The 25,936-nt window shown below is 43.5% G+C and carries 18 protein-coding genes; 12 read left to right on the top strand and 6 right to left on the bottom strand.

Features of this window, described 5'->3' with window-relative positions; translation table 11 throughout:
- Nucleotides 1-93: 93 nt before the first annotated feature.
- Nucleotides 94-1,464 carry a glutathione-disulfide reductase gene (gorA, locus tag N745_RS0100450; protein ID WP_024850175.1) on the bottom strand — a complete coding sequence of 457 codons (1,371 nt, stop codon included), beginning with the start codon at nucleotides 1,462-1,464 and terminating at the stop codon, nucleotides 94-96.
- A 205-nt stretch (nucleotides 1,465-1,669) separates the two neighbouring features.
- On the bottom strand, nucleotides 1,670-2,407 hold the full coding sequence (locus N745_RS0100455; RefSeq protein WP_024850176.1) for a glutathione peroxidase: 738 nt from the start codon (nucleotides 2,405-2,407) through the stop codon (nucleotides 1,670-1,672).
- Between the two features lie 775 nt (nucleotides 2,408-3,182).
- Here N745_RS0100455 and ectA point away from each other — a divergent pair.
- From ectA to N745_RS12140, 7 genes are all read left to right on the top strand, one after another.
- Nucleotides 3,183-3,731, top strand: coding sequence for a diaminobutyrate acetyltransferase (gene ectA, locus N745_RS0100460; protein ID WP_024850177.1), 549 nt, complete (start codon nucleotides 3,183-3,185; stop codon nucleotides 3,729-3,731).
- Nucleotides 3,732-3,787: 56 nt separating this feature from the next.
- Nucleotides 3,788-5,056 (top strand): diaminobutyrate--2-oxoglutarate transaminase, encoded by a 1,269-nt coding sequence (ectB, locus tag N745_RS0100465; RefSeq protein ID WP_024850178.1) that lies wholly within the window; start codon nucleotides 3,788-3,790, stop codon nucleotides 5,054-5,056.
- Between the two features lie 55 nt (nucleotides 5,057-5,111).
- Nucleotides 5,112-5,507, top strand: coding sequence for an ectoine synthase (locus N745_RS0100470; RefSeq protein ID WP_024850179.1), 396 nt, complete (start codon nucleotides 5,112-5,114; stop codon nucleotides 5,505-5,507).
- 9 nt (nucleotides 5,508-5,516) lie between these two features.
- Nucleotides 5,517-6,998: an aspartate kinase gene (locus tag N745_RS0100475; protein ID WP_024850180.1), complete on the top strand. Its 1,482-nt coding sequence runs from the start codon at nucleotides 5,517-5,519 to the stop codon at nucleotides 6,996-6,998.
- Nucleotides 6,986-7,948, top strand: a complete 963-nt coding sequence (locus N745_RS0100480; protein ID WP_024850181.1) for a tetratricopeptide repeat protein — start codon at nucleotides 6,986-6,988, stop codon at nucleotides 7,946-7,948. The genes N745_RS0100475 and N745_RS0100480 overlap by 13 nt, the downstream gene beginning before the upstream one ends.
- Before the next feature lie 12 nt (nucleotides 7,949-7,960).
- Nucleotides 7,961-9,382, top strand: coding sequence for a sodium/proline symporter (locus N745_RS0100485; RefSeq protein WP_051453353.1), 1,422 nt, complete (start codon nucleotides 7,961-7,963; stop codon nucleotides 9,380-9,382).
- 152 nt (nucleotides 9,383-9,534) lie between these two features.
- Nucleotides 9,535-10,512 carry a helix-turn-helix domain-containing protein gene (locus tag N745_RS12140; protein ID WP_024850183.1) on the top strand — a complete coding sequence of 326 codons (978 nt, stop codon included), beginning with the start codon at nucleotides 9,535-9,537 and terminating at the stop codon, nucleotides 10,510-10,512.
- A gap of 6 nt (nucleotides 10,513-10,518) precedes the next feature.
- Here N745_RS12140 and N745_RS11505 read toward each other — a convergent pair whose 3' ends face one another.
- Together N745_RS11505 and N745_RS0100500 are read right to left on the bottom strand one after the other, a co-directional pair.
- Nucleotides 10,519-14,067 carry a two-partner secretion domain-containing protein gene (locus tag N745_RS11505; RefSeq protein ID WP_051453354.1) on the bottom strand — a complete coding sequence of 1,183 codons (3,549 nt, stop codon included), beginning with the start codon at nucleotides 14,065-14,067 and terminating at the stop codon, nucleotides 10,519-10,521.
- A 9-nt stretch (nucleotides 14,068-14,076) separates the two neighbouring features.
- Nucleotides 14,077-15,840 carry a ShlB/FhaC/HecB family hemolysin secretion/activation protein gene (locus tag N745_RS0100500; RefSeq protein WP_024850185.1) on the bottom strand — a complete coding sequence of 588 codons (1,764 nt, stop codon included), beginning with the start codon at nucleotides 15,838-15,840 and terminating at the stop codon, nucleotides 14,077-14,079.
- Nucleotides 15,841-16,152: 312 nt separating this feature from the next.
- Between N745_RS0100500 and N745_RS0100505 the strand changes: the two genes are divergently transcribed.
- The 5 genes from N745_RS0100505 to N745_RS0100525 all read left to right on the top strand — a co-directional run bounded on the left by N745_RS0100505 (nucleotide 16,153) and on the right by N745_RS0100525 (nucleotide 24,193).
- The gene (locus N745_RS0100505) at nucleotides 16,153-16,695 is read left to right on the top strand and encodes a thioredoxin family protein (protein WP_051453407.1); all 543 of its coding nucleotides are present in this window, start codon (nucleotides 16,153-16,155) and stop codon (nucleotides 16,693-16,695) included.
- A 41-nt stretch (nucleotides 16,696-16,736) separates the two neighbouring features.
- Nucleotides 16,737-18,113, top strand: coding sequence for a TolC family protein (locus tag N745_RS0100510; protein ID WP_245595649.1), 1,377 nt, complete (start codon nucleotides 16,737-16,739; stop codon nucleotides 18,111-18,113).
- A gap of 50 nt (nucleotides 18,114-18,163) precedes the next feature.
- Complete coding sequence (locus N745_RS0100515; protein ID WP_024850188.1) at nucleotides 18,164-18,682, top strand: efflux RND transporter periplasmic adaptor subunit; 519 nt, start codon at nucleotides 18,164-18,166, stop codon at nucleotides 18,680-18,682.
- A 163-nt stretch (nucleotides 18,683-18,845) separates the two neighbouring features.
- Nucleotides 18,846-21,398 (top strand): methyl-accepting chemotaxis protein, encoded by a 2,553-nt coding sequence (locus N745_RS11510; RefSeq protein WP_024850189.1) that lies wholly within the window; start codon nucleotides 18,846-18,848, stop codon nucleotides 21,396-21,398.
- 155 nt (nucleotides 21,399-21,553) lie between these two features.
- Nucleotides 21,554-24,193, top strand: a complete 2,640-nt coding sequence (locus tag N745_RS0100525) for a plasma-membrane proton-efflux P-type ATPase (RefSeq protein WP_024850190.1) — start codon at nucleotides 21,554-21,556, stop codon at nucleotides 24,191-24,193.
- A 63-nt stretch (nucleotides 24,194-24,256) separates the two neighbouring features.
- Here the strand turns inward: N745_RS0100525 and N745_RS0100530 are convergent, their stop codons facing one another.
- Both N745_RS0100530 and N745_RS0100535 read right to left on the bottom strand, forming a co-directional pair.
- Nucleotides 24,257-24,853 (bottom strand): mechanosensitive ion channel domain-containing protein, encoded by a 597-nt coding sequence (locus N745_RS0100530; RefSeq protein WP_024850191.1) that lies wholly within the window; start codon nucleotides 24,851-24,853, stop codon nucleotides 24,257-24,259.
- A gap of 27 nt (nucleotides 24,854-24,880) precedes the next feature.
- Nucleotides 24,881-25,933: a succinylglutamate desuccinylase/aspartoacylase family protein gene (locus N745_RS0100535; protein ID WP_024850192.1), complete on the bottom strand. Its 1,053-nt coding sequence runs from the start codon at nucleotides 25,931-25,933 to the stop codon at nucleotides 24,881-24,883.
- Nucleotides 25,934-25,936: the final 3 nt, after the last annotated feature.

A 25,936-nucleotide genomic window follows, 5' to 3' on the forward strand; every position in this document is an offset into this window, starting at 1 on the left:
GTAGGTACCTATTCCTTGGTAGCTCAATTCTACAGGGAACAGCTTGTCGGATTCAACTTATCCGACAAGGTTAGGTCAACTACTGAAGAAATCTTACTTCAAAATCATAGGCCGCATGGTGACCAATTCTTCCGAAGAACTTGGGTGAATGGCGATAGTTGCGTCCAAATCTGCTTTGGTTGCGTTCATTTGAACAGCAACGGCAAAGCCTTGTAGCATCTCGTCTGCACCGTCTCCGACGATGTGGATACCGACCACACGTTGTTCTTCACCAACACAAACCAATTTCAATGCGGTTTTGATTTGATGTTCGGTAAAGGCATAACGCATAGGTGTAAACACAGACGTATAAACTTGAACATTGTCATGCCCATATTCACGACGGGCGTCATGTTCGGCCAAACCAATGGTACCAATTGGTGGGTGTGAGAAAACCACCGTTGGGACTTTGCTCAAATCCATCTTAATGTCAGGTTGGTTGTTGTACAAACGTTCAGCCAAGTAGCGTCCAGCGCGGATGGCAACGGGCGTTAGTTGTGCTTGGCCTGTGACATCACCAATGGCATAGATATTCGGCACAGAAGTTTGGTGCTTATCGTTCACGTCGATAAAGCCTTTACCGTTCACTTCAAGGCTGATGTTCGCCAGTTTTAAAGGTTCGATAAGCGTTTCACGTCCCACCGCCCAAACCACTTGGTCATAGCCTTCTAAACGTTGCCCGTCTTCCGATTCGATGCTGATGGTGCCATCAGCTTCACGGTTCAGTTTTTTTACACTGAAATGATATTCTTTATGAATACCACTTTCGATCATCGCATCCGTCAAGGTTTCACGTACCATGTCATCAAAGCCGCGTAAGACTAAGTCTTTACGGCTCAACAAGCTGGTTTCTGTGCCCAAAGCCTGCAATACGCCAGCGATTTCCACCGCGATATAACCACTTCCGATTACCGCAACTTTTTTCGGCTGCTCGGTCAAAGCAAAGAAGCCGTCGGACGTGATGCCCAAGTCAGCATTTTCGGTTTCATTAGGGATAAGCGGTTTACCGCCAGGCGCGATGACAATCGTTTCTGCCGTATACTGCTTGCCGTTTACTTCTACTGTGTGCTTATTGACGAAATGGCCCCAGCCTTCTAAGACATCGACGTTTTTATCTTTCATATAACCGCCATACCAAGTGGTAATGTTGCTGATATATTGTTCACGGCGTTTAACCAACTCTGCCCAGTCAAAGCCTTTCTTTTCAATATCGAAACCATAGTCTTTCGCATCACGAATAGCTTCGGCAATATGTGCACCAAACCACATAACTTTTTTCGGCACACAACCGATATTGACGCAGGTACCACCCAGCTTTTTCGCTTCAACGACGGCACATTTTTTACCGTATTCTGCGGCGCGTTCAACGACGGATAAGCCGCCACTACCTGCACCGATTGCGATTAAGTCATAGTCGTATTGCATGGTGATCTCCTGACAAGTTAGTTAGAGGTTTTGGTTAATTTGGGGTAGAAATTCTATCACGGAGACAGAGAGATATCTTTTTTGTCGCTAAAAGAATGGCTCTGGCTTCGAAATAAAACGCCTGGTTTGTGAAAGATGAAAATCTGCCAGGGTGGGGTAGTAGGTCCTTCATAACCCAGCCTGGCAGATTTTGTATGCGATCTGCTTATTTAGCTAAATAAGCTTCTAGATCGTCAGAACCACCAATGTATTCACCTTCGATGAAAATTTGTGGCACTGTATCCGCATTAGCGATTGCTCGAAGGGTACGAGATGTCACACCCGCATTCGCAATAGTAATTTCCTCATAAGGAATGCCCGCATCTTCAAGTGCTGCTTTCGCTTTTGCACAGAAAGGACAGCCTGGTTTAGTGAACACAGTTGCTACCTTGCTACCAGAAGCATTAGGGTTGATGTACTTCAACATAGTGTCGGCATCAGATACTTCAAATGGGTCGCCAGGTACTTCTGGTTCGATAAACATTTTTTCAACGACACCATCTTTCACTAGCATTGAATAGCGCCATGAACGCTTACCGAAACCTAGGTCAGATTTATCAACCAATAGTCCCATGCCAGCAGTAAACTCACCGTTACCATCAGGGATCAAAGTTACATTATTAGACTCTTGGTCTTTTGCCCATTCGTTCATAACGAATGTGTCGTTAACCGACATACAAACGATTTCATCAACACCGTTTTCAAAGAAAACAGGTGCTAATTCGTTAAAACGTGGCAAGTGAGTGGATGAACAAGTCGGTGTAAAGGCGCCTGGTAGTGAAAAAACGACGACAGTACGACCTTTAAAGATGTCATCACTGTTTACATTAACCCAATCACCACCTTGGCGGGTTGGCCAAACAACACTTGGTACTTTTTGTCCTTCGCGATTTTCAAACGGCATAAAAACTCCTAGAAATAAATTGTGTATAGATGAAAAAACATAGCTTCAGGAGTCATTTTAGAGAAGGTGTTGTATTAAGTAAAATTAAATGTTTTTAACATAGTGATAGTTTTTAGCTATTAATATTGTGATTTGGAAATAAGGTTATGTTTGGGTGTGTAAACTTGGGTTAGGCAATTGCTACATGTAGCATCATTAGTGTGCTTACCCTAAAGCCCATAAGAGAAACTATGCTTAGTTATTAGAGATGTTATTTCGTCCCTAATTTGTATATTTTTAATTGTTAAATTTGATTTCATGTTTACTAAAGGGTGTATTTTTTGTGACAAAAATATGAATTTTTCCCTAAAACTTGCGGTATGAGGCGTTATTTGGTACAATGCGCAGCAATTAAATAACCCAAAAGGTTAAATTATCTCAGTTTTAAAAGCACTGCTTGCAAGTGAACGATCACCGGCAGGTAAGAAATTCCAAAATACAATCCTGTGGAACTTTTCTAGGCGCTTTTCTTCTTTAGATTCTTTGCAAGGCATTTCTTTATGTCAAAAAGAATCGAGTCTAATCCAAAGGACACGTCCGGAGGAATCAATCGTATGGTCAAGCCATAAGCCAATCCCCTGTTTGTTAGATTTTGCTTATTCGAAATCGAATAGGAAGCTTATTTTCCGCTTAATTACCATAGTCTCCAAGCCAATAGTGACGTCTGTTATTGCTTCTCTATTGCTGCGATTGGTTGCTGAACCTAAACGCAACTCAACTAATAAGGCTTATCTGTATGGAGAGTCATACCAAACCACTTAATTCAACAATGAATAATCCTATTCGGTTAAGAAAACCCACACTTGAAGACGGTGAAGCTATTTTTCGCCTTATCCAACGTTGCCCGCCGTTGGATCTAAACTCAAGTTATCTCTACTTTCTTCAGGCCTCACATTTTGCAGACACCTGTGTTGTCGCAGAATTAGATGGTGATCTGGTTGGGTTTGTGTCGGCTTATTATTTGCCGCAAGAACCAAGGTCGTTATTCGTTTGGCAGGTTGCGGTTGATGAAAGGGCGCGAGGGCAAGGTATGGCTAAGCGTCTGTTGATTCAGCTTTTGGAAAACCAGCAAAACAGTTATGTCACTGAAATACAGTGCACCATTAGCCCCTCTAATAAAGCTTCTCAAGCTTTGTTTAAAGGTTTTGCTGAAAGTAAAAAGTTAGAGATTTCCGTAGAGCCATTTCTGACAGAAGTGCATTTTTCTGGCTTGGGGCATGAAGATGAAGAGCTTTATAGATTAGCTGCGCCAAATCATCAAAATTTAATGACTTATTGTCAGTAATCACAATTATAAATTTAAAACTTTATTCCATAGCAAGAATAGAAAAGGATATTAATATGACAGCTGAAAATCTCAGTATCTTTAGTAAATATGAATCGGAAGTGAGAGGGTATATTCGCTCTTTTCCAACACTTTTTGACAAGTCGAAAATGGCTGAAATCTGGGGAGAAGACGGTAAGCGTTATATCGATTTCTTCGCGGGTGCTGGTGCTTTGAACTACGGGCATAACAACCCGATCATTAATGAAGCCGTTATTGGCTACTTACAGCGTGACGGTATTGGTCATGCACTTGATATGGCGACTGTTGCGAAACGCGATTTTATAGAGTCTTTCGTTAACAATATCATGCTACCAAGAAAGTTGGATTACAAAATCCAGTTTGTCGGCCCAACTGGTACCAACGCGATTGAAACGGCGCTGAAAATCGCTCGTAAGGTCAAAGGGCGTAAACAAGTAATGTCTTTCACTAACGGTTTCCACGGTATGTCGATGGGGTCGTTAAGTATTACTGGTAACAGCTATTACCACGATGAAAGTTATGGTGTGCCTGGTTATACCACTCAGGTACCTTTCCATAACTATTTAGGCGATAAGGTCGATACCATCGCGTATTTGAGAAAAATTTTGGAAGATGCGTCAAGTGGTACTGAGTTACCTGCGGCGATTGTATTGGAAACCATTCAGGCAGAAGGTGGTATTAACGTTGCCGGAGAACCCTGGCTAAAAGATTTACGTAAAGTTTGTGATGACTTCGACATCCTATTGGTTGTTGATGACATTCAGGCAGGTAACGGACGTTCAAGTGATTTCTTCAGTTTTGAGCGTGCTGGTATTGTGCCGGATATCGTGACTTTGTCGAAATCGATTGGTTCTGGTCACCCTATGTCGATTGTATTGATGAAGCCTGAGTTGGATAAGTGGAGTCCAGGTGAGCACTCGGGAACCTTCCGTGGTAACAACTTAGCGTTTGTCGCAGCAAAAGCGGCAATTGATCATTATTGGTCGAATGAAGATTTTCGCAAAGAAATCAAGCAAAAGTCAGATCACGTGCAACAGCGTATGCAGAGCCTTGCATTGAAGTTTCCAAAAGCGATTCGTGAGATCCGTGGTCACGGCATGATCTGGGGAGCTGAATTTAGAGATCCAGAACTTGCGTCGAGTATTTGTGAACAATCCTTTAACGATGGCTTGGTGGTAGAAACCGCAGGTGCCGATGGTGAAGTTATTAAGTTTTTAGGTCCATTGATTATCACCCCAGAGTTGATCGACGAAGGGTTTGATATTTTGGAATCAGCCACGACAAAAGTGCTGTCAAAAGCTTAATTTTTATACCTACTATTAACAACGAATTTTTACTCTATAAAAATAGGAGAAAACCATGATTGTAAGAAATTTATATGATGACATTATCGGCACAGATGCGGATGTTGATTCCGAACAATGGACCAGTCGTCGCTTATTGCTGGCAAAAGACGGTATGGGTTTTTCTTTCCACGACACCATTATCAAAGAAGGTGAAGTTTGCCATTTCTGGTACAAAAACCATTTGGAAGCGGTTTATTGTATTGCCGGAGAAGGTGAGATTTATGATAAAGCTACGGGCATTACTCACCCTATTCGTGAAGGAACGATTTACGCATTAAACGAGCATGACCGCCATATCCTGAGTGCAAATAAAGGATCTGAACTTCGTCTTGTTTGTGCCTTTAATCCGCCAGTTACTGGGCGTGAACAACATGATGAAGATGGTTCTTACCTGTTGGTAAAGGAATAATCACTCGTCATGTCACAAAAAAAAGAACAATCTGACGGTAGGCTGTTAAGCGTCGAGAAAATCGGCGGTACGTCGATGAGTGACTATCAAGCGGTTCGGGACAATATTGTTCTTTATCCTGAGAGTCCTTATCAACGCATTCTTGTTGTGTCCGCCTATGGCGGCATGACGAATGATCTTCTTGAGCACAAAAAGACCGGGCAACCGGGTGTTTACGCATTGTTTGCGCATAATGATGCAGATGATGATGGCCTAGAAGATGAAGAAATATCTTGGCGAGATGCTTTGGAAGCTCTGTCGGAGAAAATGCAGGCATTTAATGATGAACTTTTTGAGGATGCAGATTTAAAAGCATCAGCAAATGCATTCATTATTGAGCGTATTAAGCACACCGAGAAATTGCTGTCACACTTGCAGAACCTTTGTCTTCATGGACATTTTACATTAGACGATCATTTGCTCACGGTTCGAGAGCTTCTTGCCAGTATTGGGGAAGCGCATAGTGCCTGGAACTTGACCAAGCTTTTGCAAGCCGAAGGTGTCAATACATGCTGGGTTGATTTAACTGGCTGGCAGGATGATGAAAAACTGCCATTGGATGAAGTGATTCGTAACAAGCTTTGTGATCTAGATTTTGACAAAGTGTTGCCGATTGTCACCGGCTATGCGCACTGTGAAGAAGATCTGATGAATACGTTTGATCGTGGTTATAGTGAAATGACGTTCAGTCGTATTGCTGTTTTGTGTCAAGCGACCCAAGCGGTTATTCATAAAGAGTATCACCTGAGTAGTGCAGACCCACGCTTAGTGGGTGAAGATCAAGCGGTTCCTATTGGTAAAACCAATTATGACATTGCAGACCAATTGGCAAATCTGGGTATGGAAGCTATTCATCCAAAAGCGGCGAAAGGGCTTCGCCAAGCGCAGATTCCGCTGCTGATTAAAAACACGTTTGAGCCAGACCATCACGGTACGATTATTCGAGAAGATTATGTCAGTCAGTTCCCTCAAGTGGAAATTATTGCTGGCCGTCACAAGATTCTCGCATTAGAAATCTTTGATCCGGAAATGATGGGTCAGCAAGCCGAGTATGAAAGAGCTGTTTTGGACATTACACAACGTATGAAATGCCAAGTTTTGACCAAAGATTTTAATGCCAATACCATCACGTTATATTTACAAGCTTCTTTGAAAGTCACTAAGCGTTTGGCTACCCAATTAGGGGAACGTTTACCTACGGCAAAAATCTCGACTAGTAAGGTTTCTTTAGTTTCTGCCATGGGTAGTGATATGCGTATAAAAGGTCTATTGGCAAAAGCGGTACAGACCTTATATGAAGCGGATATCAATATTCAAGCGTTGCATCAAAACTTACGTCAGGTAGAGATGCAATTTTTGGTCAGAGAGCAAGATTTTGAGCGTGCGGTTAAACGACTGCATGAAAGTTTAATCGAAGTTCATAATCATGGAAAAGCGATATGGGAACACTAAATAGTGTCATTAAAACAGGGATGTTACTAGCGGGTTTACTCATGATGAGTAATGCTGTTTTGGCGGCAGATACTTCTGCGCAGTCAGCTAAGGTTGCATCATCTGCACAAGATAAACAGGTGGAAAAAGCGGTCGATCACCTGAAAAAACCTTTATATACGCCGTTTATTGAAAGGTATGTATTGGATGACCTTAAGCAATTGCGTGTCGATATGAATAATCTGCGGGTGGATATGACCAAAGAAGTTACCGATCGCGAATTAACGGCAACCAATCGTGCAGTCAACTATGCGACGGATACTGTCACCTATTTCTTTTATTTGATCGCCGGGATCAGTTCGGTGTTGCTACTGGTTGGTTGGACTTCTTTACGGGAAGTTAAGGAGCGAGTACTTAACCTTGCGGATTCTAAAGTTAATGCGGTGGTGTCACAGTATGAAGGCCGGTTAGCTAAGCTGGAACAAGACCTACAAAAGAAATCCGTCGGTATCTACAATGCGCAGAAGAAGCTGGAACAACATCAGGATATTCATAGTCTCTGGTTGAAAGCCGGCCAGGAACAGATATTGAGTAATCGCTTGGATATCTATGACCAGATTTTGGAGTTGGATCCGGAAAATGGTGAAGCCATGACCTATAAGGCCGACGTTGCGCTAGAAATGGATGAACCACAATGGGCGATAAATTTGTGTAATCAGGCATTGAGTGTTGATCCGGAAAACAAGCATGCGTTCTATCAGCTTGCAGGTGCCTATACCTTACTTGATCAACCCAATGAAGCTTTATCAAATCTTGAAAAAGCGCTCAAGGATGCCGAAGGGATGGCAGACGAAGTCGTCAATGATCCCATATTTGCAAGTCTACTCGACAATCCAAAATTCAAAGAACTATTGAGTATTGGTGGTGAAAATGTGCAAGGCGAGTCAGACACACCACAACCCAAAACCTAAAAGTACGGCATTATGATTTTAATAACCTTTCTCTTTTTTCTTGGCCTGTTCTTTTTGATTGGGGTGGCGACCTATTTCTTTTCCAAAAACACCACAGAGGATTATCTTGTAGCAGGTAAACAAGTGCATCCAGCGCTCGTCGGACTATCCGCAGTCGCTACCAACAATAGTGGGTTTATGTTTATCGGAATGATTGGTGCAACCTACAGTATGGGGTTGTCATCGATTTGGTTGATGATTGGTTGGATTGTCGGGGATATGCTCGCACAACGCACGACAGTCGGTGCGATTCAAAATCATGCCCAAAAAGATGGCGTGCATTCCTTTGGCGGTTTGTTGTTGAACTGGATGGGGCATCATCAATCGCCAAAGGGACATAGATTAAGACAATTGATTGGGTTGTTGACGATTGTTTTTTTGGTTGTCTATGCCGCTGCACAATTGAAAGCCGGTACCAAAGCTACACAAGTCTTACTGGGCTGGTCTTCGCAAACCGGGATTTTCTTGGCCGCAGCCATTATTTTTGCTTACAGTTTGGCGGGTGGGTTGAGAGCCTCAATCTGGACGGATGCGGCTCAGTCGGTTGTGATGATTACCGGTATGATTTTGATGGTATTTTTCGGAATCACTGCTTTAGGAAGTTTGCCGGAAATTTTGTCGCAATTACACGCTGTGTCTCCTCATTATATGCACTGGTTTCCCGAGGGAATGACTGGTATTTCAGCAATTTTATTCGTTATAGGTTGGGTGTTTGGTGGCATGGGTGTAATCGGTCAGCCCCATATCGTTATCCGTTTTATGACGCTACATCCAGAAAGAAAACCAGGTGAAATGCAAGCTTACTATTATGCTTGGTTTATCGCTTTTTATGGATTGACGGTTACCGTTGGTTTATTAAGTCGTTTGTTGATTCCAACGACTGGAGGGTTCGATGCGGAGTTGGCCTTGCCAACGCTGGCAATTGAGTTGATGCCGAAAATGTTTGCAGGACTGATGTTGGCTGCGTTATTTGCTGCCACCATGTCAACAGTCGATTCGTTGGTACTTTCCTGCTCGGCTGCTTTAACACGAGATTTGACGCAAAAACCGATAAACAGTTTGTATTTAACCAAGTTCGCGACGTTCAGTATTATCGTGACCGCCGTCTTGATAGCTATTTCCAACAATCAAACTGTGTTCAAAATGGTGTTGGATGCTTGGGGCTTGTTAGGTTCTGCATTTGGGCCTCTGATCATTTGGCTGGCGCTGAAGCAGCCTATGGGTCAAAAGTGGGCAGTAGTCACAATTTTATCGGGAATTTCTACGTTTGTACTTTTCTCTTACTTTGACTGGATGCCAGAGGTCTACCCAGTTGCATTTGGTATGTTGACTGGGTTGATAGTCGCATTTTTGATGCCTGCTGTTCCAAACCTTCAAAAACAACCCAACGACTAGATATGAGTCAGGCCTAAAGTGGACAAAAACAATTATTTATCAAATATTTATTGAGGTTTTTATTGGGGTTTATTTGAAAGGGTAGTAAACTAATAACCTAGTATTACTCGGGTTTTTACATAAACGGGTATCAGCCACTATAGGTTTGTTTTATGCCCTTAAACCCACCACCATGGACTTTCAAGGATTGTGAAATCCATGATGCCAGTGAACAAGCCGCGCTTCAACGTTGGCTACCGCTGAGTTGCCGTCAAATCAGTTCTGGTCGTTTTCTCGGACATTATAGAGAAGTAGACTTAGGCAGTTTTCTGCTGGTTAACGAATGTCAAAACCAGGATGTTGTCAAAAGTGCAGTGACACCGCAAGGGGTTTGCACCTTATCCTTTATTGCGAACGAACACAATTTAGAGCGATTTTCACAGTATCGAGGTTCCTCTAAGTCCGCACTTTATCTGTTACCGGCTGACACCGAGGCGGATATTTTAGCGCCGAAAGATATTGAGACAATCTATGTGAAGTTAAGCCAGGATGTGCTCATGGAAAAGCTTCGGACAGTAAATGAGCCTTTTTTCCAACTCAATCCTCATTTCCTTCAGGTTTTTCAAGGCGCCAAACATATCGAAAAGCTCACAGAGTCTGTTCGGGTTATGCAATTTCTCGCGAGTCAGACAATCAACACCCAAGACCTGCTCAAGATGAGAAAGCCTTTCCTTGATCAACTGGTTCTGGCTGTGGATGCCTGTGATTCTGTCATTGGCGGCAATGCATTGGATATGGAAGATTGGTATCGAAGGTCGTATATCATCACACAGGCAAAACACTATATTGATGAGTGTTTACACAAAGGAGAGAATGTTTCTGTCGTTGACCTGTGTGAATACTTTCAAGTGTCTGCTCGAACCCTGCAATACTACTTTCAGGTAGAGTATGGCTTGACCCCAATTTCCTACATCCGTATTGAACGTTTAAATCGTGCGAGGGCTGATTTGTTGAACCCTGTTCGATCGGATGTAACAGTCACTGAAATTGCTACACAGTGGGGCTTTTATCATCTCAGTCAATTTTCAAAAGACTACTTTTCTTTCTTTGGCGAAAAACCCTCTCAAACTTTAGGTAACGCGCTAGGTTAACTACTATTAAATCACCACTTTGTTTAGAATAATTTGACTGATTTTGCTCATATCAACGCCCAACTGCTTAAGTGCCTCGAACGAGACTAAAGAAAGTTCTTCTTTTTTAAAGGTGTTTCCGAGTTGAGTTGGTACATCAATAATGGCTTTACCATCACTAGTGATATGGGTTGTTACATTAATTGGGTTACCCACTTTGTCAGTCAATTGGAATACCACTTTTTTTGCATGGTCCGCATCCTGATAATTGCTTTGCTCTAATACCTCAGGTAAATCCGCAGAAGAGAAAGGTTCATTTTGTGGAGACATCAATATCATCTGATGACCGACCTGCATAAAATTAACAGCCCATTTTTTTCCCGAGATGTTCAATGTTGTCGGATTTTGGCGCTGGTCTCGCCAAAGATAATTGTTTTCAAGGCCGTTTAAGAAGGAAGTGCCGGAACGAGTGTTAATTGTCTGATTCGGAGCTGGGGCACTGTCTGGTTGATTGGAGAAATCTGCTGGATTAAAAGCGGTGTTCTGATTGCTGCTTGGATCAAGCTTCGGATAATCGCTTGGGCTAGTCGTTGAAGAATTATTTGTTGATTGATTGCTCGCCAAAATATTGGCCGAAGCCGTCGCGCTGGTGGATGCTAAGTAATAGTTACCAGCATTCGTTCCCGACAATTGGATATTACTGATATTAACGGTTTTATTGTTCCCCGCGTTTTTATCAACGAAGTTAGCGGTGCCTTGAATCGACAGCACATCATTAGTGAGTCGGTTGTCGGTGAAGGAAGCAGTTGCAGACGTATTGCCATCATAGGTCTTATTAGCAACTTGATAGTTAAGAGTCAGTAAGCGTTTTGCAATCGTGAGTTTTGCGGTGCCATAGTTAAAGTAATAATCAGCCGCTGCTCCTTTACTGTAACTGTAGTTCACTACACCTGTGTCGTTGAAATTATATTGCCCTGCATTCGTCCGCGTTGTGACTGAGGCGGTAACATTGGAAGCCCCAATCCCATCAAGTGAGAAGGGGCTGGCGTTCCAACTGCCATAGGTTTGGGAGCTGCTATTGGTGCGGACATAGTAATTGTAGGTGGTGTTGTCGAAATTCTTCAACACCATTAAGTTACTGTTGTTTCCCGTTTTAGATTTACCCCAGATATTGGTGAAGTCCCAACCCGCGTCGATGAACTTAAATGGGTTTTTCATTTCGGTAGAGGTTAGTCCTGTACCTGTTCCACTGGATATACCCGTGACGGAGGTATCCCAAAAACTATTGGAAACTGTTCCTTGAGAGAGTTGCCCCACTAGACCACCTACATATGTAGTTGCCGTTGACGTCACCGAGCCACTGGCATAGGAGTTGGTGATGCTGCCCGTGGTAGTCCAGTCTGAAGATCGCACATTTAATCCAACCAGTCCTCCTACATATCCATTCGTGCTATTCACACTACCCGTCGCATAGCTGTTTTTAATGGCATTAGCATTTTTGCCGATTAGTCCACCAACGGAAATTTTACCTTTAACCTGTGCTTGACTGTAGGACTCATTGATTCTGCTGGCATTATTTCCGACGAGGCCACCGACATTACTTGCAAGTGGCGCAGAGATGTTTACCGTGTTATCGACATAAGAGTGTGATATTTTGCCGTTATTGATTGCTTGCCCTGCAATACCACCCGCATTGGCTGTGCCCGTGGCTGTAATTTGAGTGTTTGACACATGAACATTTGAAATGGTTGTTGACATAGCATAGCCAACTAAGGCTCCAATATTAGCGCTTCCGGTAATGTTAAAGTTAGCTAGCCCTAAATTCTGAATGGTGGCTCCGGAAGTAGTAGCAAATATGCCTTTTGCACTGGAGGACGAGTCATTGATGGTTAGATGACTGATGGTGTGGCCTAAGCCATCCAACTTTCCAGTAAAGTATGAGTGTGTTGAAACTGTTCCTATTGCAGAAAACCCAGTTCCACCATTCCAAGAGCTGGTAGCAGAGGCATCTATATTAGCACCGAGCACATAGTTGCCTGCAAGATTACCGCTTATGCCCTGTAAGTCCTTGCCGGTGGTACTACCTGCTGCGCCTAAAGCGGTAATTACCCTCCAACCGGTTAGTGCGCCGTCCGAACCCTGTTTCGTCCAAAAATTGAACCCAGTTTGAAGGTTGATTGGTGCATTGATGCTATAGGTTGCAGTATTGCCGGAGGTGACTGAGCCTTGACCATATTCTAAGTACAAATCTCCGCCTGAACCGCCACGAGCGTTAATGGTTGAGTTGATGGTGATATTGCGTTGTGCAATCAGCTGTAATGAATTGCCACTGCTCCAAGTTATCGTATCATTCACAAAGATATCGCCATTACCGGAAGGGTTTGATCCGGAAGTCGACTGAATGTACATGTTACTTGTTGCAAGGATTGAACTTGACAGTGCTCCGGTCATATTGCCACCCGAAGCCGCAATGGTATAGTCTCTTGGGTCAATCAACCAAGTACCTGTCTGACCGTTTTGTGCTTGAGTGGTAACTTTTAAATCAGGTTGTGCCTTAACCGTTGCCGCAGAAGTTTCAATAAACCCACCATTTCCAGTTGTGGGGGCACTGGCATCCAAGGTGCCCGCAGCCGTCACCGTGCCGTTGGTCATGCCCCCCAACAACAGAATCTTGCCATCTTTTGACGCCAGGGTTTGTGCCTGAACAATCCCATCGTTATTGATTAGGTTTTTATAGATATCATTACGTGCCTGAGTGGTCATCACCACTAAGCCACCATCGGCTTGAACCAGGCCGCCGTTATGAACAAGCGCATCCACAACCCCCTTATCCACCGACACCTTCATCAAGCCATCACCACTGAAGTCTAAGGTGACTTGATCACCAGCCGCTAAAGCGACATTGCCCTGGTTCGATAAGACCGTTCCCTGATTATCAACCTGCTGACCGATAAGCGCGACAATCCCGCCATGGGCTTTAATGTAACCAAGGTTTTTAATGGTACCGTTATTCAAGTCCGTTTTAGAGAACTGCAGTTTATTGTTCAAAAAGTCATCATCACTGATGTTCAGAGTTGAGGCGATTAAGCCGCCAACATCCACCTGAGCGTTTTGCCCAAACACAATGCCGTTCGGATTGATTAGATAAACCTGACCATTCGCATTCAGGTGCCCAAGAATCTGACTTGGATTATTATCCAACACACGGTTCAATGACGCACTAGAGATACTCGGTTGAACGAAGTTCACCGTCGCATTCTCACCGACATTGAAGGTATTCCAGTTAGTAATCAACTTATCAGAGTTCTGTTGGATGGTTAGGGTGTTACCAGACTGACTGATAGCCGCCGACCCATGAGTGATGTTCGCACCAGTAGGTAGTGCAGAGGAATCAATGGCATAAGCATTCAACGAACAACCCAACAAAAGTGTTGCCAGTGTCAACGCAACATGAGACTTACCTTTTGCCGAAGAGCCTTCAGCTACGGGAATAAACATCTGTTGAGCATCCGACCACACCAAACGATAAGTGTGGTTCATTGAGGGGCGTTTGAGTTTATGGTTAGCGTGTTTCATGTTATCTCCTTAGAACCAGGCAATGGCTTGTAGCCAAAAGCGTCCGCTATTGGCTTGGTTTTCGGTGTCTTTGCCAGTGGTGGTTCGGTCATTGACTTGGTCATTGAGTTTCCAAGCGTAACTGGCTTGCAGGCTGTAACGCCCAGCTTGGCTTAGGGTTGCGCCGATGCCGAAATCTGACATCTGATAGTCATTGGTTTTGTTGGTGTTGGCTGGCACATAGCCAGCCCATGGGTTTGCTTGCAAGGTGACATGACCAGTGTCAATAAAGGTTTGCAATTGAAGCTTACTGTTGGGAATAAATGATTTGGGGAGGTCATAACGCCCTTCTAAAGAAAGCAACCAACCCAAATCTCCCGTTCCTTCACCGACCGGATAGGCTCTAAGCCCATTGGGCCCGCCTAAACTGAATTTTTCAGATGAATCTAGGTTGCCTGATGCATAGGGTTGTAGATTTGCTTTCATTAACAAGCTACTACGATGAGTCAGTTTTTGTAGGCGTGAAGCATTTAAGTTGAGCTTGGTGAAGAACCCTTGGGTTTTTGCGGTGCTTTGATCGTAGTTGTAGTCAGTCTGGTTCCCTTTTCGATCAAGGTCACCTAGCGTCAAGCTGATGCCATAGTTGTTTAAGCCGCCAGCGCGCCAACGATCCCAGTTGTCGCCGTTTAATTCTAGGGTCAAATTGGTGTATTTTCGGTCACGAATAGTGGCAGCGTTTTGTTTGTCTTCTAAAGATTGGTAGTCAAGTGTGGCGCTGGCATAAAGGTTTTTTTGGCGAGAACGTGTAATTGGATACCTTAATCCGCCGGAGAGGGTTGCTGCGCTACCGCTATAACCTAAATTGGATAGGTCTTCTCCCAAGGTGTAGTTCATAAAGCTTAGGTTGGCATTGGCGGTTAAGCCACTGTATCCAACTGGCGCTTGGTACCCCAGCCTGGCATATTTTAGATTTTGCGTAACCGAGGCGGTTGCATTCAGTTGATCGCCTATGCCGCTGACATTGTTGATTTTTCCGAGCGCATTGACTCGTGCACTGCCCGTGTAACGGTTGCCATAGTTATCTAGCCAGGCGTTACCTGTATAGCGGGGCGTTGCCTTCAATAGAACATTCATTCGGGTCGTGCCAGGTTCTGACCCTCTAGCCAGTGTTGAGGTTGCTTTAACGCCGGATAGGTCATTGAAAATCAATAGCCCTCTTTCCATAAGCCCAACGCGAATTGCTCTGGGGGTTTCGGGTTTTAAGTTATAGTTCAAGGTACCTGAAATTTGCTCACTAGATAGGTTGATCCCTTTGCCTTTGTCCTTTCTATACCATTTTCCGTTAGACTCAATTTGGCCAAGCTGTGCAGTAATGATTAAATGTCCATTACTGACGTCTTGTTCTGGCAGATAGGCAAACGCGAGAAAAAAGCCTTTGTTTACCAAGTATTCGGTAACAAGATCAGCCAAGTGTTGTAATCCGTTGAATCCGAGTTTTTGTCCTATGGCTGGTTTGACAAGTGATTGCAGTTCTTTGTTGGTCGCTAAGCTCTCAAACCCTTTGAATTCGACAGATTGAAGTTTGATTTTTATCCCAGTGTCTTTCATTGGAGCTGGTAGTTGGCTTTTATGATCTGTTGCAGGTGCTTGTTGAGGCGTGTTTTTTTCAAGGTCTCTTAATAAAGAACCTGCATCGGGTACAGTTGGTTGCGCAGCTATAGCAGACGTACAGCTAAAAAAACCGGCCAATAGTCCAATATTACGAATAGGGTCCCTTTCTTTAAAAAATGGCATAAATTTATCCTTAATCTTAATAAAGAAAGGGTAGGTTAGATGCATTAGGTCGGCTATCTAAAATGCGCAATCAAAGAAGGTTTTTGTTTAAATTAGGTTAATTGTTTAAAAAACTAACAAGTGTTAGTAAAAGAGTTTGAATCAGATGGAGTACTCGTTGTAAACTACCTGCCAGGTGTTTTCGTGAATGGACTCAAGTAAGCTACCGTTGGTTTTCCACAATGACTTCACGGTTTAAGGAATAGAATGCTCTATTATTCCGTTTAACTAGAAGTGGATATGCATTTTCGAGATATTGGCAAAGGTGACATTATGACAAAGTGGTTTAAAAGCTCGGTTAGAACGTTAATTCTGATGAGTAGTTTATTGGTTGCATTAGCACCGGGCTATAGTCAGGCTGCAGATTTCTTTGACGAGACTTTTGGTAACCTTCAGGATGAGCTGGAAACGGCTAAAGAAGAAGGTAAACAAGGTATCTTTTTGTTTTTCCAAATGAGTGATTGTCCTTTTTGTCATCGTATGGAAACCACTATTCTGAATCAGCCGGATGTCATTAAGTACTACAAAAAGCATTTTTTGGCTTTTTCGATTGATATTGAAGGGTCAAACGAAATGACCGACTTTGACGGTACGACCGGCACTTCACAAGAGCTCTCTGAAAAAAAATACCGTGTTAGAGCGACGCCTGTATTGATGTTTGTCAACTTAGAAGGTAAGCGAATTTTACGCTATACCGGGCCAACACGTACCAAACAAGAATTTATGCTGATGGGTCAATTTATTGTGGATGGCGCTTATAAAACCACCAAGTTTACCCGTTATAAAAGAGAACATATGAAATCAATAGCACCCTAAATAAAAGGTGCTCTATGATCTTCAATAACATCACATTGACTATGACGAATTTAAAAGGTTTAAAGCCTATTTATTTTTCTGTATTGCTGTTGTGCGCCGTGGCGCCAGCGATGGCGGCTGAAGATAAAACAGCGCCAACACCTGTATCTGCTAACCCTGCCGTACCAGTGCAAAAAATGTCGCAAACGCAGGTGGTTCCGCAGACAACTTTACCCGATCCCTTAACTCTTGAAAGCATTATGAATTTGCCGCATAGCGTCAGCCCTCAAGTTCTTTTGAGTCAGGCAAAGCAACAACAAGCGTTGGCAAAATACCAACAATCCAAAGCGACGGATGGCGTCGAATTGGATTTAATGGGGCGCTTAGGTTGGCGTGAGTATGCTAACGAAACACAAGACAACCATTTGCTCGCATTGCATGTTGGCAAGCAACTCTATGATTTCGGCAAAACAGAGGCTGCTCAATCCTCTCAGTTGACTTTATCGGATGCTGAGTCTGAGTTAAATCAAGATCAAGTTATTCAGTTCCAACTGCGTTTGATGCAGGGATTTTTTAATGTGATTTTGTCGGACTATCAGTATCGAATCGATAATGAAGATATGGCGACCGTCTATGTGACGATGGATAAGGCCAAAGATAAACATGAGTTGGGGCAAATATCAGATGTTGAGTACAGTCGCCTGCAAGCAGAATATGAAAAGTCCTACGTTAAACGTATGCATTCGGAGTATGAGCAGCGACGGACACGTACCGACTTGGCAAACCTCTTAGGCCAGCCACAGAATTTACCTGATAAATTGAAGTTTCCAAGCTTGAAAGGATTGCTGAAAAGACCTTTAAAGTCTTTAGATGATTATCAAAAAGAAGCTTTGGCAAATAACTTGCAATTACAAAGTCTAAAGCTGAAATTAAAGGCCGCTAACTATCAGATGGAGAGTCAGTCAGCTGGAGATAAACCTACATTTAGAGTTGATGCTTGGGGTGGAAAATTATCAAGCTATGAGTATCAAAGAGAAGGTCGTTGGCGTTTTGATTTATCGATGGATTATCCGTTATATGATAGCGGCAGCCAGTCGGCAAAAATGAGCGAAGCGCGTGCAAAAATGATGCAGGCTCAAGCAGATGTTAAAGCCATGGAGCAGTCGCTGAGAGATCAGGTGGCGGATGTTTACTTCAAATTGCAGTTAAATAAGGCGCAACGCAAGCAAAATACTGCTTTTTCGAACTATGCAGATTTATATTTAGACTATAGTCGTGGTCTTTATGAAAATGAATCAAAAACGGACCTTGGGGATTCCATGGTACGTTTGTCTGAGGCAAATTATCAAACAATTATGACAAGCTTTCAGTATGCATTAGATTGGGCAAAACTGGGCTATTTAACTGGACAAGCGATAGCGTTAGATAAGTATCGTTAAACATTCAATTCCGCTTGTATTGATGGGGCGGTCGTTTAAAAGGGTTTTTTATGAAAGTGTTTCATTTTTCTGTTTTGAAAACTTTGGTTGTGTCAGGCCTTGTGTGGGCTGGGTTAAGTTTTTCCGCCTATGCTCAAACGATACAGATAGGTGCCTTAGTTGCTGGTCAGGTCATTCAGGTGTCGGTTAAACCTGGTCAACATGTGAAAAAAGGGCAGCTTTTGATGAGGATTGATGATACGCGTTATCAAGCGAAATTGCGCTCAATGACAGCATCACTTCAGATGGCGAAATTAAAGTTAGCAGATCAAAAAATCAATCTGGATCAGGCTTTGGATTTGTATGATCGTACTGTGACAGCTACGCGCGAAAGAGATGCGGCACAATTGGCCTATGATCTGGCTAACCAAGCTTTTCAGAAAGCAAAAGCAGATTTAGAGTATTACCTGGCTTGGGCAAAGTATTTTGTGATTAAATCCCCTGTCAATGCCCGAGTGAAGAAAATCAATGCACCAACCGGCACAACAGTTTATAAAGAAAACACGCCTTTAATCCAGTTAGAACGCTGAGTCTATAAAGCCTTTCTGGGAGCTGCCTGTGCTCCCTTGTAATAACCATTGTTTGACCATGCTTCATTCATGGTGTGTTCATAAAATCCCCTGCCTTTTTGCCGTAAAATCTAATAAGGTTATTTAATGCTTTAGATAGAGCTATTTATATATTGGGGGTGCAATGTTTAAAACCATTAAAGCAAAACTTATTTGGAGTTTCGCTGTTCTGATTATTATGATTGTTGGTCTATCTTGGTTTAGTGTCACTAAGATCAACGAATCGGCCGACGGGTTTAACGAATTTCGTCATATTTCAAGTAACTCAGTTTTAGCAGCTCGTATCCAGTCCAATATGTTGGATATGCGTTTGTCTGTACAAAGATATTTAGACTCTAGCGAAGCGTCTGAGCTTAAAACTTTTAATAGTGCATTTCAAAAAACATCGAATTTATTGAGCAAAGCCCATCGTGAAATTTCGGAACCTAAACGTTTAGCAGCCATTCAAGCAATAGATAAAGATTTGGCAGAGTACAAACAGGGTTTTGAACAAGTGAAATCCCTGATGACGCAAAGTCATCAATTGGTGGAAGATACGCTTGATGTCAAAGGCTCTAGCATGACTAAGCGCATGAAGGATATGTTACTTACGGTGGAGAAAATGCATAACGATCAGGCGGCATTTATAGCGACGTCCGCAATGCATGATTTGCTTGAAGCAAGATTGCATGCCGCAAAATTTATTCAGACCAAACAAGCTTCTGACGCTGATCTGGCGCAGAAAGATTTAGCGCAGTTACAAACGGATTTGATTGCCTTAATACCTTATCTAGAAACCTCAGCTAAAGGTTCGACAGTAATCCTCCAGTCACAAATTAAAGACTATGCACAGGCATTGTCAGAATTGGTACAAACCACGAATCAAATTAGCCACTTAGTAGAACATCAGTTGGATGCAACAGGCCATCATATTTCCAGTATGTCTGAGAAAGTAAAAGTTTCGATTCGCGATGAACAGGAACGTATCGGACAACATATTACTCTTCTCAACAAACAAATTATTGAATTCTCAATTGGTATTTCTCTGTTGATCGTATTGATTTCGGCACTAATCGCTACACTGATTCCTCGTTCGGTTTCAAGAGGTTTGCATGCCATTGAATCACGCTTGGCTAAAATTACCAAAACAGGTGATTTCTCAATTCGTGCAGATGAAAGCAGACAAGATGAAATCGGTGCTATGGCGCATTCGGTTAATGATATGTTAACCAATACACAAACAGCTGTAACGGAAGCGAATCATGTGGTGCAAGCTATTGCCAAAGGGAATTTTGCTCAACGTGTTCAGGCAGATCTTAAGGGAGATTTATTGGTTCTGAAAGACGGGGTAAATGCCAGTGCTGAGAGCGTTGCCTTTACCATGTCTGAATTGAAAAAGGTCATGGAAGGATTGTATGACGGTGACTTCTCCGTTCGGATGGACAACCGTGTAGAGGCTGCTTTCCGTGAAATGGTTGATAAATCAATGAACGCAATGAGTACGGTTATTTCTGATATTAGCCGTGTAATGGCAGCGATGAACGAAGGTGAATTCAATCATCAGGTAGAGGCTGAGGCAAGAGGCGAATTGCTTGAGATGAAAAATGCAATCAACGACTCTATGGTTCGTTTGAAACAAGCGATGGATGTCATTGCTACAGTGGTTCTGGCGCAAGCCGAGGGTGATCTGACACAGAGTTGCCAAGGCGAGTTTAGAGGTGATCTGAAAACTTTGTCTGATGCGATGAATCAATCGATTGGTAAATTGAGCGATACGGTTGCGAAGGCTGTGCAAGCCGCTGGTATTGTTAATACGGCAGCTTCAGAGGTGTCGCAAGGGGCGACGGATTTAAGCCAACGCGTTCAGGAGCAAGCGGCAGCATTGGAAGAAACGTCTGCCACCATGGATGAGATGAATTCTGCAGTGCAAGCCAATACGCAAAGTGCGATGGATGCGGCAAAACTCGCGTCTGAAGTTAGAACGCAATCCTCTCAAGGCTCAGAAGTAATGGGGCAGACAATTGATGCCATGGAAAAGATTCAGGAATCCAGTCACAAGATTGCCGACATTGTCACCTTGATTGATGGTATTGCTTTCCAAACCAATTTGCTGGCGCTAAATGCTGCGGTTGAAGCTGCCAGAGCTGGCGAGCATGGCCGTGGCTTTGCCGTTGTTGCTGGTGAAGTCCGTTCGTTGGCACAAAAGTCTGCCGAAGCGGCAAAAGACATCAAAACCTTGATTGACGAAAGTGTAAATCGCATCAACCAAGGAACAGAATTGGCTTCACAATCGGGCGGAGTGTTAGGTGTCATTAATGAATCGATTGATTCTGTCACCAAAATGATTGAGCAGATAGCGAAGGCTTCTGAAGAACAAGCGGAAGGGGTTAGTCAGGTTCATCAGGCAATTGGTCAGATAGACCAGGTCACACAACAGAATGCCGCCTTGGTGGAAGAAACGACTGCGGCGGCCGAAAGTATGAGTGACCAAGCGGAAGTGCTGTCAAAAGATATGTCTTATTTTAAAACAGGCACAACCTCAAAGGTTTCAGAATCACCGACTAGAACAGCTCCGACACCAATCTCTAAAGTCCAAGCATTGCCTAAGAAGTTTGAGAAACCATCGAACTCATCCCACCAACTCCCGACACCTTTACAAGTCGTAAAAGGGAATGACGATGAGTGGGGAGAATTTTAAAGTTAAAACTCTGGCAGGCTGGTGCAATTCGTATTAGTCTGTCAACATCATTACAATTAACCTAATACCTTCATTTCTTTATGGGATTCCTGTAGCATTGGTTTGACGCTATAGGCTAAGCGTACTGGAAAACTTTTCAGCAAAGGCGACATACCATGAAATCAACCAATGATTATGAATCGCAAAACGTTTCGCAAACTCTGCAACAGCTAGAAACCTCTCTTGAAAAAGGTTTGTCCGAAATGGAAGCGACAAATCGACTGCAAACCTACGGCTATAACGAAATCCAAGAAAAAACGGAAAGTGCCTATAAACGTTTTTTAAAGCGTTTCTGGGGGCCAATTCCCTGGATGATTGAAGCGGCTGCGTTGATGTCTGCCATCGTTCAGAAATGGGAAGACTTCACCATCATCACCATCCTGTTGTTTGTTAACGCCATTATCGATTTCTTCCAGGAAGCCCGTGCTATGAATGCCATTAGCGCATTGAAGCAGAGGCTGGAAAATAAAATCATGACCCGACGTGATGGTGTGTTCAAACAAGTCCTGTTCAAGGATTTGGTACCAGGCGACGTCATCAAACTGAAAATCGGAGACGTCATCCCTGCCGATGTTCAGCTGATTCAAGGCGATTTTATTTCTGTAGACCAATCCACGCTTACGGGTGAATCTTTACCCGTCGCCAAAAAAGTGGGCGAGATTGCCTATTCCAATACCGTTGTTAAGCAGGGCGAAATGCTTGCTGTTGTAGTAAATACCGCCAATCAAACCAACTTCTATAATGTGGTTGCTCTGGTTGCTAATGCGCAATTGCATGAAGTGAGCCATTTCCAAAAAATGGTTATCAAAGTGGGTAACTTCTTGATTGGCATTACGATTTTGATGATCGCTATTATTCTGGTTTCAGCATTTCTCAATCACGAAAACATGCTGGAGGTGGTTCGTTTTGCGTTGGTCTTGACGGTAGCGGCAATCCCTGTTGCTTTGCCAGCGGTGTTGTCGGTCACTCTAGCAGTGGGTGCGATGAACCTGGCTCGGAAACAAGCGATTGTCAGTCGTTTAGTGGCAATAGAAGAGCTGGCAGGCGTCGATGTTTTTTGTCTTGATAAGACGGGAACGCTAACCCAAAATAAAATGTCGGTGATTCAGCCGATTAACTATAAAGAAATTTCTGAAGAAACTTTGTTTTTAACCGCGGCTTTAGCCTCGAAAAAAGAAAATAACGATGCGATTGAGGTGCCGATTTACGATTACCTCTCAACCGAGTTTTCACAAGTCGATTTAACGCAGTTTGAACAAGTCAGTTTTATCCCTTTCGACCCTGTCAGTAAACGCACAGAAGCGATGGTTCGCTCGCAAGATGGCTATCAAAAAGTCTCGAAAGGGGCTGCGCAAATTCTGCTGGAAATGTGTGGCTTGGATGATGATGAGCAAGCCAATATTAACGAAACAATTGATGAGTTAGCGCTAAAGGGCTATCGTACATTGGCGGTTGCCAAAACCGCTATTCATGCCGAATTGGAAACACTCAATCAGGATGAGGGGTGGCAGTTTCTAGGGTTGATTCCACTTTATGATCCGCCTCGAGATGAGTCGGCAGAAGTGCTGCAAAGCATGCGAGATCATGGTGTTCACCCTAAGATGGTCACCGGAGACAACCTTGCTATTGCCCGCGAAACCGGAACAATTTTAGGTTTTCCGAAACAATCTATCCGGGCAAAACAGTTGACGGGTGCGACAGAAGATACGCTGAAAAACTTACTGACGACTTTGACGGAAGCCATTTACCATCGTTTAACGCCTCTAGCAGATATGAAGGCATCTAAAGATTTTGCACAGCAGGTTATGGATGACCTTCAGCAAGAGTTTGATACCAGTCAGCTGGATAAAGAACTTTTGCATACACATGAATCAAGCATTTTGGAGATGATAGAGCGAGTTGATATTTTTGCCGAGGTTATCCCCGAAGATAAGTACAAAATCGTTGATGTTCTGCAAAAAGCGAATCATATTGTCGGTATGACGGGGGATGGCGTCAACGATGCGCCAGCACTGAAAAAGGCTGACTGTGGTATTGCTGTACCGGGGGCGACTGATGCGGCACGTGCCGCGGCGGATATTGTCCTCACTGCACCGGGGATTGGTGTCATTAACGACGCCATCATGCAGGCTCGTATTACCTTCGAGCGGATGAAGAGCTACACCATTTATCGTATCGCTGAAACGATACGCGTCATTATCTTTATGACCTTGGCGATTGTGGTGTTCCAGTTTTATCCGATCACGGCACTGATGATTATTATGCTTGCCTTGCTCAACGATATTCCGATCCTGACCATTGCCTATGACAACACCAAGGTGCGAACCCAACCTGTTCGTTGGGATATGAAAGAGGTGTTGGTCTTGTCTTTTTGGATGGGGATGGCAGGGGTCTTGTCTTCGTTCATGTTGTTCTGGATTACCATGACCCAAATGCATCTGACGCTGGAATTTATACAGACGCTGTTCTTCCTGAAGTTGGTGGTCGCGGGGCATGGCACGATTTTTAATACTCGTATTGATGATTGGTTCTACAAACAACCTAGACCCTCCAAACAACTTTTTTGGGCGAGTTTAGCGAGTGCGGTGTTCGGTACGGTGTTGGCCGTTTACGGCTTTGATCTGATGACGCCTATCGGCTGGGAGTGGGCAATTGGTATTTGGGCATATGCGATGATATGGTTTGTATTCAACGATATAGTCAAGATGCTGGTGATTCGCTATTACCGAAAATTCTATGGCGAAGAGGTTCTTTAGAAAGAACTGTCAGAGATTTAAAATCTGCCAGGCTGGGGTAAAGCCTTTTCCCCAGCCTAGTTGTTAATCAGCTTCATTACGTTTTTGTAAGCGACTTCGTATTTTAGCGACAAAAGTATTTTTCTTATCAACCTTTGTTTGAGCTGCTTCAATGACCATTTTTCGGATAGGACGCTGCAAAATCAAGCTATTAGGGTAGGTGAGCAGATCACCATGCTCATCTTTGAGTAAGACGTGGAAAATATTGATTTCAACGATCTTGCCTTTAAGGCTGTTCGCACCATCAATGATTTCTACTTCGTCGCCAATGCGTATCGGTAATGCAAAAAATAAAATAACACCAGCGGTAATGTTTGACAGAATCGACCATTGCGCGACCAAGGCAACACCCAGTACAGCAAGAATGGATGACGCAAACACCCAAAGTCCACGGTAATCGATACCCCAAACAGCCAATAACAGCATCACCGCTGTTAAGAAGGCAATGATGCGGAAATATTTGCGCACATGCACAACCCTGATGAGAGGCACTTTTTTGTTTTTACCCAATGAAAGTAAAAGTTTGCTGGATGCCCAGTTTGTTATAACCAGACCGACCAAGATAACAATACTCAGCAGCAAATGCATAAGGGGGAGTTTGGAAAATGTCAGCTCAATCATGTTTCTCGTCCAGAGTTTATTGTTCTATCAGATTACCGGAAAATCATCTGAATAATAAGGGGCTTCGTCAGAGATTTCTTCGGTAAATTCATCCACAACGTCGGCAGCAATATCGCTTCGAGCAAACTTAGCAATATGGTACAAGGCTTCTCCTTCATTCACTAACGGCATACGCATTTGACCGATAACAATACCGTTATTCGGAGCATAGAGTTCAATTTCCGATTCGCCGAAGGGATCAGAAACAATGCCCATAAGCGTTTGATTGGCAATGACTCGTTTACCATCGGGTACAAGAGAACGGAAAATACCGCTATGAGGTGCTCGCATCCAAAAACTTGAACGCGCTACAACAGATGCACCAGATGATTGAGATGTTCTTGATTTGGTAATCATATTCAGTTCGCGCATCACGTTGATAATACCTCGAACACCGGCACGAATGGATACCTCATCAAACCTTAAAGCTTCGCCGGCCTCATAAAGTAGTACGGGAATGTTTTTCTTAACGGTAGCTGCGCGCAATGAACCAGGGCGTAACTCGCTATTCAGAATAAGTGGTGCGCCAAACGCTTGTGCTAGATTAAGTGTTTCAGGATCATCTAGCATTGCGCGAATTTGAGGCAGGTTGGTGCGGTTGATGGCGCCAGTATGTATGTCGATTCCATGCGTTGATTGTGCGACCACTTCATTTAAAAATAAATACGCCATTCGCGAAGCAACAGACCCTTTTTCTGAACCTGGAAAGCTACGGTTGAGGTCTCGGCGGTCAGGCAAGTAGCGACTATGATGGATAAAACCATGCAAATTGACGATAGGCACGGCGATTAAAGTCCCTTTGAGTCTGTTGAGTGATTTAACCTTTAGTAGGCGACGAATAATTTCCACGCCATTTAGCTCATCGCCATGAACCGCAGCACAAACAAACAAAACCGGGCCGGCTTGACGACCACATAATACCTGGACAGGCATGGTTAATTCACTGTGGGTGTAAAGTTTACCGACCACAAGGTCGATGGTTTTACGCTCTCCAGGTTGAACGGTAATGCCGCCAATGGTGATAGGAGTGTTCTTTTGCATATC

This window comes from Hydrogenovibrio kuenenii DSM 12350, assembly GCF_000526715.1.
Taxonomy (GTDB): Bacteria; Pseudomonadota; Gammaproteobacteria; order Thiomicrospirales; family Thiomicrospiraceae; genus Hydrogenovibrio; species Hydrogenovibrio kuenenii.